Here is a 13,864-nt window from a genome sequence, read left to right on the forward strand (position 1 = left end):
GATCAACCGCGGGCGGCAGCGAGGGATTCCCGGGCTGCGGCGGCGACGTTCTCGGCGGTGAAGCCGTACTCGGCGAACAGGGTCTTCGCGTCGGCGGAGGCGCCGAAGTGTTCGAGGGAGACGATGCGTCCTGCGTCACCTGTGAAGCGGTACCACGTGAGACCGATACCGGCCTCGATTGCGACGCGGGCTCGCACGGACGGCGGAAGGACGCTCTCGCGGTACTCCCGCGGCTGCTCCTCGAACCACTCCACGGACGGCATCGACACCACCCGGGTGCCGACGCCCTCGGCCTCCAGTTGCTCCCGTGCGGCGACGGCGAGCCGGACCTCGGAGCCGGTGGCGATGAGGACGACGTCCGGGGTCTCCTTGGACGAGTCCTCAAGGACGTAACCGCCCTTGGCGGCGTCCGGGTTCGGCGCGTACGTCGGCACACCCTGACGGGTGAGGGCGAGGCCGTGCGGGGCCGGGTTGGTGGCGTGCCGCTTCAGGATCTCGGCCCAGGCGATCGCCGTCTCGTTGGCGTCGGCCGGGCGGACGATGTTCAGGCCCGGGATCGCGCGCAGGGACGCGAGATGCTCGACCGGCTGGTGCGTGGGGCCGTCCTCGCCGAGTCCGATGGAGTCGTGCGTCCAGACGTAGGTGACGGGCAGCTGCATCAGCGCGGACAGGCGCACCGCGTTGCGCATGTAGTCGGAGAACACCAGGAAGGTGCCGCCGTAGATCCGCGTGTTGCCGTGCAGCGCGATGCCGTTCATCTCCGCGGCCATCGAGTGCTCGCGGATACCGAAGTGGACGGTACGGCCGTACGGGTCGGCCTCGGGCAGCGGGTTGCCCTTCGGCAGGAAGGACGAGGTCTTGTCGATCGTCGTGTTGTTCGAGCCCGCGAGGTCGGCGGAGCCGCCCCACAGCTCGGGGAGCACCGCGCCGAGCGCCTGGAGCACCTTGCCGGAGGCGGCACGGGTGGCGACGGACCTGCCCTCCTCGAACACCGGGATCGCGGACTCCCAGCCCTCGGGCAGCTGACCGGCGACGACCCGGTCGAAGAGCTGCGCGCGCTCGGGCTGCTCACCGCGCCACACGGCGATCCGCTTGTCCCAGGCCGCGTGCGCCTCGGCGCCCCGGTCCAGGGCCTTGCGGGCGTGGGCGAGGACCTCGTCGGCCACCTCGAAGGACTGCTCGGGGTCGAAGCCGAGGACCCGCTTGGTGGCGGCGACCTCGTCGGCGCCGAGCGCGGAGCCGTGGGCGGCCTCGGTGTTCTGGGCGTTCGGGGCGGGCCAGGCGATGATCGTGCGCATCGCGATGATCGAGGGCCGCTCGGTCTCGGCCTGCGCGGACTTCAGGGCCGCGTACAGGGCGGGTACGTCGATGTCGCCGTCGGCGCCGGGCTCGATGCGCTGGGTGTGCCAGCCGTAGGCCTCGTAGCGCTTCAGGACGTCCTCGGAGAACGCGGTCGCGGTGTCGCCCTCGATGGAGATGTGGTTGTCGTCGTAGACGAAGACCAGGTTGCCGAGCTTCTGGTGGCCGGCGAGGGAGGAGGCCTCGGCGGAGATGCCCTCCTCCAGGTCGCCGTCGGAGACGATCGCCCAGACGGTGTGGTCGAAGGGGGACTCGCCCTCGGGGGCCTCGGGATCGAAGAGGCCGCGCTCGTAGCGGGCGGCCATGGCCATCCCGACGGCGTTGGCGACGCCCTGTCCGAGCGGCCCGGTGGTGGTCTCGACGCCGGCGGTGTGCCCGTACTCGGGGTGACCGGGCGTCTTGGAGCCGTGGGTCCGGAAGGCCTTGAGGTCGTCGAGCTCCAGCTCGTACCCGGAGAGGAACAGCTGGGTGTAGAGCGTCAGCGAGGTGTGGCCGGGGGAGAGGACGAAACGGTCACGTCCGGTCCACTCGGGGTCGGCCGGATCGTGACGCATCACCTTCTGAAAGATCGTGTACGCCGCCGGCGCCAGGCTCATCGCGGTGCCGGGGTGGCCGTTGCCCACCTTCTGCACGGCGTCGGCCGCGAGCACCCGGGCGGTGTCGACGGCACGCCGGTCGAGGTCGGTCCATTCGAAGCTGTCCGGTGTCTGCGTGCTCATCTTCAAGAAGTCCTCGATCGGAGCGGGGTAGCTACTCTGACGCGTTCAAATCTAAAAGTCTGACTTTTACGGGGGTAGGTCGCGGTGTGCCAGCCTGTGGTGAAAGTGGGACACGCATCGCTCCAGGCAGGCGGCACGAGCAGGACATGGCGGACAGAACAACCCAAGACTCCATCCAAGGTGGAGACGGTGACGGCGGAGTGGACGCGATCAGAACGTTCCCCTTCCCCAGCGAGCTGAGTGTGTGCGGAGTCGGTATGCAGGTCGGCCCGATGGGAGTGGGCCGCACCTGGCACGCGGATGCCCCGCTGGAGCGCGTCCACCGCATCGACTTCCATGTCGTGATGCTCTTCGACGGCGGCCCCGTCCGCCACATGATCGACTTCGCCGAGTACGAGGCGACGGCGGGTGACCTGCTGTGGATCCGTCCGGGCCAGGTGCACCGCTTCTCGCCGACGAGCGAGTACCGCGGAACCGTCCTGACCATGCAGCCCGGGTTTCTGCCGCGGGCGACGGTGGAGGCGACGGGGCTCTACCGGTACGACCTGCCGCCGCTGCTCCGGCCCTCCGGGCCCCAGTTGGCGGGCCTCGAAGCGGGGCTGGCCCAACTGGGGAGGGAGTACGAGGACGCGGCGACCCTCCCGCTGAGCCTGCACACCGCGGTCCTGCGGCACACCCTGACCGCGTTCCTGCTGCGCCTCGCCCATCTGGCGGCGAGTTCGGCGGACGCGGGGCGGCAGGCGGAGTCGACGTTCACCCTGTTCCGGGACGCGGTGGAGAAGGGCTTCGCCACCAATCACAGCGTCAGCGCGTATGCGGACGCGCTCGGTTACTCCCGCCGGACGCTGGTGCGCGCGGTCCGTGCGGCGACCGGGGAGACGCCCAAGGGGTTCATCGACAAGCGGGTCGTTCTGGAGGCGAAACGCCTGCTGGCCCACACGGACCTGCCGATCGGCAGGGTGGGCGCGGCGGTCGGCTTCCCGGACGCGGCGAACTTCTCGAAGTTCTTCCAGCAGCACACGGAGCTGACTCCGGCGGCGTTCCGTGCGGAACTCCGCTGAGAGCGAGGTTTGTCATGTTCATTTGACTTGCCCTTTGCTGTGCGTGACCTGTGCGTGGGGTGATCTTTGCCTGGCGGGGTCCACGGTTCGTCCGGCCTTCACCGGGGCTCGGCCGGGGCTCCCTACAGTTGCCGCGCCGCCTCCCACCCCCGAACGTCCGTCACCTCTGTCCGGAGGACAGTCATGGCCGCCGTCAAGGCATCGCAGCGCAGCCGACGTTCCCTCCCCGCACTCGCCGGAGCCGTCGCCCTCACCGCCACCTCGATCGGCGTGTGGGCCGCGACGGCCTCCACCGCCGAGGCCGCCGCTCTCCCCACCCCGGACCACGTCGTGGTCGTGGTGCTGGAGAACCACGCCTACTCGCAGGTCATCGGCAGCTCCAGCGCCCCCTACCTCAACAACACCCTCAAGGCGGGTGGCGCCAACCTGACCCAGTCGTACGGCCTCACCCACCCCAGCGAGCCGAACTACTACATGCTGTTCTCCGGCTCCAACCAGGGCCGCACCGACGACAGTTGCGTCGGCGTCGGCTCCATCTCCGCGCCGAACCTCGCCTCCGAGCTGATCGCCGCGGGTAAGACCTGGAAGAGCTACAACGAGTCCCTGCCGAGCCAGGGCTCGACGACCTGCAGCAGCGGCAACTACGCGCAGAAGCACAACCCGTGGTTCGGCTTCTCCAACGTGCCGGCCAACACCGCGATGACCTTCGCGCAGTTCCCCACCGACTACACGACCCTGCCGAAGGTCTCCTTCGTCACCCCGAACCTGTGCAGCGACATGCACGACTGCTCGGTCTCCACGGGCGACACCTGGATCAAGAACAACCTGGGCGCGTACGCCACCTGGGCCACGACCCACAACAGCATCCTCGCCGTCACCTTCGACGAGGACAACAAGCTCTCCGGCAACCGCATCCCCACCCTGTTCTACGGGCAGCACGTCGCCCCCGGCAGCACCAGCTCCACCACCTACAACCACTACAACGTGCTGCGCGCGCTGGAGGACCTGGCCGGTCTGAGCGCCCACGCGGGCAACGCCGCCTCGGCCTCCGACATCACCGGCATCTGGAACTGACGCCCGTGTACCTCGCGGACTCCCGGAGCACGGGTTCCCGCGGCACCGAGGCCACCGTCGTCCCGGACACCCGTCCGGGACGGCGGCCGGCCGCCGTGCCCGCCACCGTGCTGGCCCTGGGCGCGGTCAGCCTGATCACCGACGTCTCCTCGGAGATGGTCACGGCCGTGCTGCCGCTGTACGTGGTCGCGGGCCTCGGCCTCTCGCCGCTCGGCTTCGGCCTCCTCGACGGCATCAACAACGGCGTCGGCGCCCTCGTCCGGCTGGCCGGCGGCCACCTCGCCGACCGGGGAGGCCGCCGCCACAAGGTCGTGGCGGGCCTCGGCTACGGCCTGTCGGCGCTGTGCAAACCGTTGTTGCTGCTCGCCCACACCCTCCCCGTCCTCAGCGCCGTGCTCGCCGCCGACCGCACCGGCAAAGGACTGCGCACCGCCCCACGGGACGCGATGATCTCGCTGGCGACCCGACCCGCCCACCGGGGAAGGGCGTTCGGCGTCCACCGCGCCATGGACACCACCGGCGCGCTCCTGGGCCCGCTCGTCGCCTTCGCCGTCCTGCGGGCCACCGTCGACGGCTACGACGCGGTCTTCGCGGTCAGCGGCTGCGTCGCCGTGCTCGGCGTCCTGGTGCTGGTGCTCTTCGTGCCCGGCCGCATCCACCCCGCCGGTGCTGAACAACTGCCCGAACACGAACGGCCGTTGCTCCGGGACGCACTCGGGCTGCTGCGCCGTCCCGGGCTACGGCGGCTCACCGTCTGCGCGAGTCTGCTCGGCCTGACCACCGTCAGCGACTCCTTCCTCTACCTGCTGCTCCAGCGCGAAGGCGACCTGCCCGCCCATCTGTTCCCTCTCCTCCCGCTGGGCACCGCCGCCTTCTTCCTGCTGCTCGCCGTGCCGCTGGGCGCACTCGCCGACCGCGTCAGCCGCCGCCGGCTCTTCCTGGCAGGCCACGGTGTCCTGCTGCTCGGCTACGGCCTGCTGCTCTCCCCATGGCACGGCGTCCCGGCCGTGATCGCCGTCCTCGTGCTGCACGGCACCTTCTACGCCGCCACCGACGGAGTCCTCGCGGCCGCCACCGCCGGAGTCGTCCCCGCACAGCACCAGGGCGCCGGGCAGGCTCTGGTGGGCACCGGGCAGGCGCTGGCCCGGTTCGCGTGCTCGCTCGCCTTCGGCGCGGCCTGGAGCCTGTGGGGCGGTCGGACCGCGCTCGCGGTCACCGCGGTCGCACTGGCCGTCAGCGCCGTCGTGGCCGCGTTCGTCCTGCGCGGCACCGCCACCAGTGATGAGGTGCCCGCATGACACGAACAGCCCGTCTGGTGACGCTACTTGTGGCCGTCGTGCTGCTCGGCGCGGTCGGCACCGGCTCGGTGCTGTACGCCGCCCACCGCTCGGGCATGCGGGACGAGCAGCAGGCGGACGGACCGACCGTGCGGACCGGTACCGTCTCGCTCCGGCCGACGTCCCCACGCCGCCTGCTGGTACGCAACCTGGCCTGGGGCCCGCACCGCGACGAGATCGCCACCGTCCCCGCCGACGATCCGCAGGGCCCGCGCACCGCTTCGAGGGTCAAGTGCCTGCGCTTCCACGCGGCCGCCGGTACCGGAATCTGTCTCCAGGCCGTGCACGGCGCCCTGGAGGACACCTACCGCGCGGTGGTGCTCGACGCGCACCTGCGCGAACGCCACCGCTTCCCGGCGGCCGGCATCCCCACCCGGGCCCGGGTCTCGCCCTCGGGACACATGGTCGCCTGGACGGTGTTCGTCAGCGGGGACTCGTACGCCGGAACGAACTTCTCCACCCGCACGGCCATCGTCGACACCCGCACCTGGGCGATCGACGACAACCTGGAGACCTTCCACATCCTCAAGGACGGCCACACCTACCACGCGGCCGACACCAACGTCTGGGGCGTCACCTTCGCCGACGACAACCGCTTCTACGCCACGCTGGCGACCGGCGGCCGGACGTATCTCGTGCGGGGCGACGTCACCGCGCGCACGCTCACCACCCTGCACCGCAACGTCGAATGCCCCTCCCTGTCACCCGACGGCACCCGCATCGCCTACAAGAAGCGCGTCAAGGGGGCCTCGCCCGACGCCCCTTGGCGGCTGTACGTCCTGAACCTGCGCACCATGAAGGAGTCCGCGACCGCCGAGTCGCGCGACATCGACGACCAGGCCCTGTGGGCCGACGACGACACCCTCGTCTACGCCCTCCCCGGCGACTACGGCTCCGACCTGTGGACCGTCCCCGCCGACGGCACCGGCACGGCCCGCCGCCTGATGACCTCCGCGGTCGCCCCGGCCTATCTGGGGTGACACGGCGCTGCCCTCGCGAGACCGCACGGCGGCCTCGCGAGGGGTTTCAACCAGCCGGTCAGTGACCGAAGTTGAACCAGTTGACGTTCACGAAGTCGGCCGGCTGGCCGCTCGTGAAGGTCAGATAGACGTTGTGCGTGCCGGTGACGGAGCCGATGTTCGCCGGGACGGTTCTCCAGGACTGCCAGCCACCGGTGTTGGCGATCGAGAAGCTTCCGACCGGAGTCGCGGTACGGCTGTCCAGGCGCACCTCGACCAGACCGCTGACGCCGCTCCCGGCACCGCTCGCCACCCGGGCGACGAACTGGGTCGCGGGCGTGGAACCGAAGTTGACGTTCTGGTAGAGCGCCCAGTCGCCGTTCGCGAGAGAACCGATGTCCTGGCCGCCGCCGGAGTCGCTCGTGGTCTCGGTGTTCACGCCACTCTGGCTGTTGAAGGACTCCGCCTGGATGGTGCCGTAGGCGTCCACACCGCCCGTGGGTGGAGGCGTGGTACCGCTTCCACCCGCCGACAGCACCTGGACGTAGTCCACGGTCATCGGCACGCCCGACTGGGTGCCGGAGTCCAGGCCGCCGCCGAACGCGTCCGGGAAGGCGCCGCCCATCGCCACGTTGAGGATGATGAAGAAGCCGTGGCCCGTGGCGTTGGCCCAGGTCGTCGCGTCGACCTGGCTCGCGTTGACGGAGTGGAACTGGGTGCCGTCGACGTAGAAGCGGATCGTCTCGGGGCTCACCGAGCGGTCCCACTCCATGGTGTAGGTGTGGAACGCCGACTGGCAGGTCGGGCCCGGACAGGCGACGTTGTTCCCGATGCCCGTCGTTTCGTTGCACGGGCCGCCCGGGTTGGTGCCGCAGTGCATCGTGGCCCACACGCGGTTCATGCCCTGGACGTTCTCCATGATGTCCAGCTCACCGACGCTCGGCCAGTTCTGGTAGTTGCCCCGGTACGGCGCCCCCAGCATCCAGAAGGCGGGCCAGTAGCCCTCGGCCGCGGTGCCGGTGACGTTGGGCATCTGGATGCGTGCCTCGACGCGCAGCTTGCCGCCGGAAGGGGGCTGGAAGTCGGTGCGGTTGGTCTCGATACGGCCCGAGGTCCACCTGCCGGCCGAGTCGCGGAGCGGGGTGATGCGCAGGTTGCCGTTGCCGTCCAGCGCCACGTTGCTGGTGCTGTTGGTCATCGTCTCGACCTCGCCGGTGCCCCAGTTCGCGGGGCCTCCCGGATATGAAGTGCCGGTCGCATACTGCCAGTTGGAGGTGTTGACGCCGGTGCCCGCGGCGCCGTTGAAGTCGTCGACGAACACCTGCGACCAGCCGGTCGGGGGTGTGGGGGCGGAGGCGTTCGCGGGGAGGGTGGCGGACGTCGCGAGGGCGGCCGCCAGACCGAGGGTGCTGAGGACGGCTACGAGTACACGCCGCCGTCTGGGTATGCCGGAGGTTTCACTCATGGGGGGTGCTGCCTCTCGGGTACGGGGTGGGGGTGCGGGTGCACTTCGAGAGCGCTCTGAGAGCGCTCTCAAAGTGGGCCCAATGTGCTCTCCGTCACTCCGACCGTCAAGAGGTGAAACAGTGAAAGTCGTTGAGCCCCAGGTGAGTTCACGCCGTGAATGGTGCGCATCAGGCCTTGGCCGCGAGGGGCCGCCAGGCGTTCCACGTCTCGAGTCGCTGCCGGTAGGCGGCCTCCACGACGGGATAGGGGTACGTGCCGAGAAAGAGCCGCAGGGGCGGTTCGTCGGTGTCGACCAGTTCGAGGACGACCTCGGCGGTGGCCGCGGGGTCCTGGGGCGCGCGGGCGCCGGCCCCGGCCCGGCGTGCCTCGCGGACGGGGTCGTAGGCCTCGATGGGTTCGGTGTGCACCGCGGAGGTGCCGGACCAGTCGGTGCCGTACGGGCCGGGCTCGACCAGCGTGACGTGGATACCGAGCGGGCCGACCTCCTGGGCGAGTGCCTCAGTCATGCCCTCCAGCGCCCACTTGGAGGCGTTGTACAGACCGAGTGAGGGGAAGGCCGCGAGCCCCCCGATGCTGGACACCTGGAGGATGTGCCCACCGCGCTGGGCGCGCAGGGCCGGCAGGGCGGCCTGGGTCACCCACAGGGGACCGAGCACGTTGGTGTCGAGCTGGGCGCGGGCCTGTTCCTCGGTGGCCTCCTCGACCATGCCGAACAGGCCGTAGCCCGCGTTGTTGACGACCACGTCGAGGCGGCCGAAGGTGTCGGCGGCCTGCTGGACGGCGGCGAAGGCGGCCGTGCGGTCGGTGACGTCGAGGGGGAGGGGCAGGACGCTGTCGCCGTAGGTGTCGGCGAGGGGCTTCAGGGACTCGATGCGGCGGGCGGTGGCGGCCACGCGGTCGCCTCGGGACAGCGCGGCCTCCGCCCAGATCCGGCCGAAGCCGCGGGACGCGCCGGTGATGAACCAGGTTTTCGTCATGCCCTCGACCCTGCGCCCTCCGCCGGACGGCAGCCAGCACCCCCGGAGGGTCACCCTCCCGGCGGGGACGGCCGGGAAGTCACGACGCAGAGGAGGAAGCTCATGGCCACTGACGCGCTGTCGACGACTGGAGGACGGTGGCAAGCCGGCCGTCGAGCCGGCCGTCCGTGAGGGGCCTTGTGGCTGGGTCGGTGCCGTGACGCCTGGAGGTTGCCCTGTGGCCGGGCCGGTGCCGTGGCTCCCGGAGCCGCGCCCTGTGGCCGGGCCGGTGCCGTGGCTCCCGGAGCCGCGCCCTGTGGCCGGGCCGGTGCCGTGGCTCCCGGAGCCGCGCCCTGTGGCCCGGCCGCTGCCAAGCCCCGCAGGGTCACCTCTGGCCGGACCGCCGCCGAGCGCCCCGCACGGTTACCCTTCGGCCATGGCCGCCGACAACGCGCTCGGAGAGTTCCTCAAGGCCCGGCGAGGACGGGTCCCGCCCTCGCATGCGGACCTGCCCGCCCACGGCAGGCGTCGGGTCGCGGGGCTGCGTCGCGAGGAGCTGGCCCGGCTGGCCGGTATCAGCGAGCCGTATCTGACCCGGTTGGAGCAGGGTGTCGACCGGCATCCGTCGCCGCAGGTGCTGGGCGCCCTCGCGCGGGCGCTGGAGCTGGACGCCGACACCTCTGCGCATCTGTTCGCCCTCGCCGCACCCGCCGGCCCGGACCGGACCGCGGAGCCCGAAGTGGCCTCCGAAGTACACCAGTTGCTCGACGCGTGGACGGGCACTCCGGCGTATGTCCGCAACCGGCGGTTCGACGTGCTGGCCGCCAACAAGTGGGCCCGCGCGCTCGCCCCGATGTACGAGCCCGGGCACAACCTGGCCCGGGACGTGTTCCTCGACCCCGGAACCCGTCGGCTGTTCCCGGACTGGCCGGAGATCGCCGCGCAGACCGCCGCGGCCCTGCGCGCCGAGGCCGACCCGCGTGACCCGCGGACGGCTCGGCTCGTCGCCGAGCTGCTGGCGGACGGCGACTTCCGCGCCCTGTGGGAGCGGTACGACGCCCGGCCCTCCCGTGACGAGCTCAAACGGTTCACCCACCCGGTCGTCGGGGAGCTCGCCCTGCGGCGCCAGGCGCTCACCGTCGGGGGCGCCGAACAGCAGGTGATCATCGTCTACCAGGCGGTGCCCGGCAGCCCCTCCGAGTCCGCCCTCGCCAGGCTCCTGTGACGCCTCAGACCGCACTGCCCGCCTTCCAGTCCGACCACGACAGGTTCCAGCCGTTGAGCCCGTTCGACGCCTCCACCGTCTTCTCGCCGGAGTTCTTCACGATCACGACATCGCCGAGCATCGAACTCTCGTAGAACTCGTAGCCGGCCACGGACGAGTTGTTCGCGCCCTTCGCGTCGTGCAGGCCGACGCAGCCGTGGCTGGTGTTCTCGTGGCCGAACACCGAGGTGGACGCCCAGTAGTTGCCGTGCACGAAGGTGCCGGAGGTGGTCAGACGCTGGGCGTGCGGGACGTCGGAGATGTCGTACTCGTCGCCGAGCCCGACCGTCGAGGACTCCATGCGGGTCTGCTTGAACCGCTCGCTGATCACCATGATCCCGGACCAGGTGGTGTGGTCGGAGTCGCCGCCCGAGACGGGGTACGTGGCGATCGTCGCCCCGTCCCGCTTGACGGCCATCTCCTTGCTGCTGAGGTCGACCGTGCTGATCTGCTCGCGGCCGATGTGGAAGGTGACGTCCTTGGACTGCACGCCGTAGACGCCGTCCGTGCCCTGGACGTCCTTGAGCCGCAGCCCGAGCGTGATCTTCGTGCCGGCCGCCCAGTAGGTCTCGGGACGGAAGTCGAGCCGGGTGTCGCTGAACCAGTGGCCCACGATCTCGACGGCGGGCTCGGCGGTCACCGTGATCGCCTTCTGGACGGCGGCCTTGTCGGACACGGCGTGCGAGAAGTTGATCGACACCGGCATGCCGACGCCGGAGGTGGAGTCCGCCTCGGGGGTGAAGTAGCCGACGAAGGTCTCGCCGGGGGACTTCGTGGTGAAGGTCGCGGTCTGCGCGGTGCCGCCCTCCGCCTGGGCCGTCACCGTGTACTTGGTGCCCGAGTACGGGTTCGTCGACGAAGTCCACCTCGTCTTCGCGTCGTTGAAGGCACCGGCGAGCGTCGAGCCGTCGTTGCCGGTGACCTTCACCGAGGCGAGGGTGCCGTCGGTCACCGTGATCTCGACGGGGCTGGAGAAGTCGGCCTTGGTGGTGCCGGCGGCCGGGCTGACCGAGATGGCCGCCTGCCTCGTCGCCGCCTTGGCGGACGCGGTCGCCCCTGAACCCCCCGAGCCCCCCGATCCGTCCGAGGCGTCCGCCGAACCGCCACTGCACCCCGTCAGCAGGGTCGCGGCCGGTACGGCGCCGAGCGCGGCGAGGATCCCGCGCCGGGACCACCTCCGCGACTGGTCGGACCGGTTCGATATGTGCGAGACGCCCACGGCAGGCCTTCCTGGGATATCCACCTTTGCCGGGTGCATCCTGCGTCGCGCAGATGTGCTGCCCCTTGGAATCCGCGGGCTGTTTCCTGAGATTCCGGTGAGGACTCCCCCTGAGGGCACCGCTGCCAGAAGTCATCGGCTGCCAGGTCGGGGGACCGGTGCGCGCGCCCCTTGCACGGCCGCCGCGCGGGCGGGGGGACCAGGCCGTCGGCCGGTTCTCCCGCCCGCGCGGATCCTCAGGCGTTCGTCGGTACGGGCGGCTCCGGCGACGCCTCCCGCAGCCCGAAGCGGTCGTGCACGCTGCGCAGCGGCTTCGGCGCCCACCAGGCCCGTCGGCCGAGCAGCGCCATGGTCGCCGGGACCAGCAGCATCCGTACGACCGTCGCGTCGATCAGCACGGCCAGGGTCAGCCCGAGACCGATCTGCAGGATCGGGGAGAAACCGCCGGTCATGAAGGCGCCGAAGACGACCGCGAGGAGCAGGGCGGCACAGGTCACGACCCGGCCGGAGCGGCGCAGCCCGGTCACCACGGCCTCCTGGTCGTCCCCGGCGCGCCGCCGAGCCGTAGAGCCTGTCGGCAGACCCCCGCCTGCGGGCGTACGACGGGAGTCTGCCGACAGGCTCTCCCGCATCCGGGCGAGGATGAAGATCTCGTAGTCCATGGCCAGCCCGAACGCGATCGACACGATCAGCGGTGGCGCGGTCAGGCTCAGCGCGCCCAGCCCCTCGCCGCCGAGCAGCCCGGCCCCGTGCCCGTCCTGGAACACCCACACCACCACGCCGAGCGCCGCGCCCAGGCTGAGCAGGGTGGTCGCGATCGTGCGCAGCGGGATCAGCACCGAACCGGTGAAGGCGAACAGCAGGACGAAGACGGCGGCCAGGACGGTCAGGGCCGCCCAGGGCGCCCGCTCGCCGAGCATCGCGCGGAAGTCGACCAGCCGGGCCGCGACCCCGGTCACCTCGACGGGCTCGTCGCCGCGGACGTCCCGGACCCGCTCGACCAGGTCGGTGGCCGCCTTGCCGTCCACGGTCCCGGGCGGCTGCAGCTCTACGACTGTGTTGCCGCCCGGGAGTTCGCGGGACTCGGAGTTCGGGACCAGGGCGCGGATCCGGTCGGCGGTCGCGGCGTCGGTGCCGGGCTTGAGGACGACCACCACGGGGGAGACCCCGGTGCCCTTGGGGAAGTGCACGTCGACGGTGTCGTACAACCGGCGTGCCTCGGTGCTGGAGGGCAACTGCCGGGCGTCGCCGATGGCGATCTTCATACCGGTCACGGGGAGGGCGAGGACCAGCAGGGCCGGTACGACGGTGACCAGGACGGCGATTCGGCGGCGCTGGGCGAAGCGGGCGAGGCGGGCGAAGACACGGCCCTCCTCGTTCTCGGAGCGGGCCTTGGAGGGCCGGATCTTCCCGCCGAACCTGGTGAGCAGCGCGGGCAGCAGGGTGACCGCGGCCAGCATGTCGACCACCACCACGGCGGCCACGGCGAGGCCCATGCTGCGCAGGAACACGCTCGGGAAGACCAGCAGTCCGGTCAGGCTGACGGCGACCGTGAGCCCGGAGAACAGGATGGTCCGGCCGGCCGCTTCGACCGTGCGGTGGACGGCTGCCACGACGTCTTCGGTGTGCCTGCGCTCCTCGCGGAAGCGGACCAGCATCAACAGGGCGTAGTCGATGGCGAGTCCGAGGCCCAGCATGGTGGTCACCTGGATCGCGTACACCGAGATGTCGGTGACCTGACTGAAGGCGAACAGGCCCAGGAAGGCGCCCGCGATCCCGCTCACCGCGATGACGAGCGGCAGCGCGGCGGCGCGCAGTCCGCCGAACACGACGAGCAGCAGGGCGAGAACGACGGGCAGGGAGATCAACTCGGCGTTCTTCACGTCCTCCTGGGCGCGCTCGCTGAGCTGCCTGCCGAGGAGTTCGCCGCCGCTGACGTGGACGTCGGGGGCGTCGATCCGCTTGATCGTCTCGACCGCCTGGTCCGTCGCGTCCTCCTCGGCCTCGTCGCTCAGGCCGCCCTCGAAGGTGACGGGGATGACCAGGGCCTGTCCGTCGCGGGCCGTGAGCCCGGGCGTGGTGTACGGGTCCGGCACGGCGGCCACCCCGGCGATCTCGCGGACCTCGGCGACGGTCCGCTCGACCTGGGCGCGCAGCGCGGCGTCGGAGACCGACTCGCCCGCGACGACCGCGGTGACGGACTCGCCGGTCGGGTCCACGCCGGACAGGTGGTCGTCGGCCATGTCGGACTCGGTGCCGGGCACGTCCGGCACGTCGTCGGAGAGGTCGGCGAAGACGCCCGTGCCGAGGCCGAAGCCGAGGAGCAGGAAGGCGACCCAGAGGCCGATGACGGTCAGCGGGCGGCGGGTCGCCGCCCGGGCGAGTGTGGAGAGCACGGGGGCCTCCCGGCGGGTTGGTGGTGGTTACCGGCACCGTCAGAGTGCTGCCG

At 71.2% G+C, this 13,864-nt stretch carries 10 protein-coding genes; 5 read left to right on the forward strand and 5 right to left on the reverse strand.

Going from position 1 to position 13,864, the window contains the following annotated elements; translation table 11 throughout:
- Nucleotides 1-2 precede the first annotated feature (2 nt).
- Nucleotides 3-2,078: a transketolase gene (gene tkt, locus AB0D34_RS37495; RefSeq protein ID WP_362670171.1), complete on the reverse strand. Its 2,076-nt coding sequence runs from the start codon at nt 2,076-2,078 to the stop codon at nt 3-5.
- Between the two features lie 146 nt (nt 2,079-2,224).
- Here tkt and AB0D34_RS37500 point away from each other — a divergent pair, with 146 nt between their 5' ends.
- The 4 genes from AB0D34_RS37500 (at nt 2,225) to AB0D34_RS37515 (ending at nt 6,530) form a co-directional block, all read left to right on the forward strand.
- Nucleotides 2,225-3,139 carry an AraC family transcriptional regulator gene (locus tag AB0D34_RS37500; protein ID WP_362670174.1) on the forward strand — a complete coding sequence of 305 codons (915 nt, stop codon included), beginning with the start codon at nt 2,225-2,227 and terminating at the stop codon, nt 3,137-3,139.
- 183 nt (nt 3,140-3,322) lie between these two features.
- Nucleotides 3,323-4,213, forward strand: coding sequence for an alkaline phosphatase family protein (locus AB0D34_RS37505; protein WP_362670177.1), 891 nt, complete (start codon nt 3,323-3,325; stop codon nt 4,211-4,213).
- A 5-nt stretch (nt 4,214-4,218) separates the two neighbouring features.
- On the forward strand, nt 4,219-5,511 hold the full coding sequence (locus AB0D34_RS37510) for an MFS transporter (RefSeq protein ID WP_362670179.1): 1,293 nt from the start codon (nt 4,219-4,221) through the stop codon (nt 5,509-5,511).
- Nucleotides 5,508-6,530 carry a TolB-like translocation protein gene (locus AB0D34_RS37515; protein WP_362670181.1) on the forward strand — a complete coding sequence of 341 codons (1,023 nt, stop codon included), beginning with the start codon at nt 5,508-5,510 and terminating at the stop codon, nt 6,528-6,530. Before AB0D34_RS37510 ends, AB0D34_RS37515 begins: the two co-directional genes overlap by 4 nt.
- A 58-nt stretch (nt 6,531-6,588) precedes the next feature.
- Here the strand turns inward: AB0D34_RS37515 and AB0D34_RS37520 are convergent, their stop codons facing one another.
- Both AB0D34_RS37520 and AB0D34_RS37525 read right to left on the reverse strand, forming a co-directional pair.
- A complete protein-coding gene (locus tag AB0D34_RS37520) occupies nt 6,589-7,974 on the reverse strand; it encodes a glycoside hydrolase family 16 protein (protein WP_362670183.1) in 1,386 nt (461 codons plus the stop codon).
- Between the two features lie 169 nt (nt 7,975-8,143).
- Nucleotides 8,144-8,953 carry an SDR family oxidoreductase gene (locus AB0D34_RS37525; RefSeq protein WP_362670185.1) on the reverse strand — a complete coding sequence of 270 codons (810 nt, stop codon included), beginning with the start codon at nt 8,951-8,953 and terminating at the stop codon, nt 8,144-8,146.
- Between the two features lie 415 nt (nt 8,954-9,368).
- Here AB0D34_RS37525 and AB0D34_RS37530 point away from each other — a divergent pair, with 415 nt between their 5' ends.
- The gene (locus AB0D34_RS37530; protein WP_362670188.1) at nt 9,369-10,157 is read left to right on the forward strand and encodes a helix-turn-helix transcriptional regulator; all 789 of its coding nucleotides are present in this window, start codon (nt 9,369-9,371) and stop codon (nt 10,155-10,157) included.
- Between the two features lie 4 nt (nt 10,158-10,161).
- Here the strand turns inward: AB0D34_RS37530 and AB0D34_RS37535 are convergent, their stop codons facing one another.
- Complete coding sequence (locus tag AB0D34_RS37535) at nt 10,162-11,415, reverse strand: Ig-like domain-containing protein (protein ID WP_362670191.1); 1,254 nt, start codon at nt 11,413-11,415, stop codon at nt 10,162-10,164.
- 236 nt (nt 11,416-11,651) lie between these two features.
- Nucleotides 11,652-13,811 carry an MMPL family transporter gene (locus AB0D34_RS37540; protein WP_362670194.1) on the reverse strand — a complete coding sequence of 720 codons (2,160 nt, stop codon included), beginning with the start codon at nt 13,809-13,811 and terminating at the stop codon, nt 11,652-11,654.
- Nucleotides 13,812-13,864: the final 53 nt, after the last annotated feature.

This window comes from Streptomyces sp. NPDC048420 (assembly GCF_040651535.1).
Classification (GTDB): domain Bacteria; phylum Actinomycetota; class Actinomycetes; order Streptomycetales; family Streptomycetaceae; genus Streptomyces.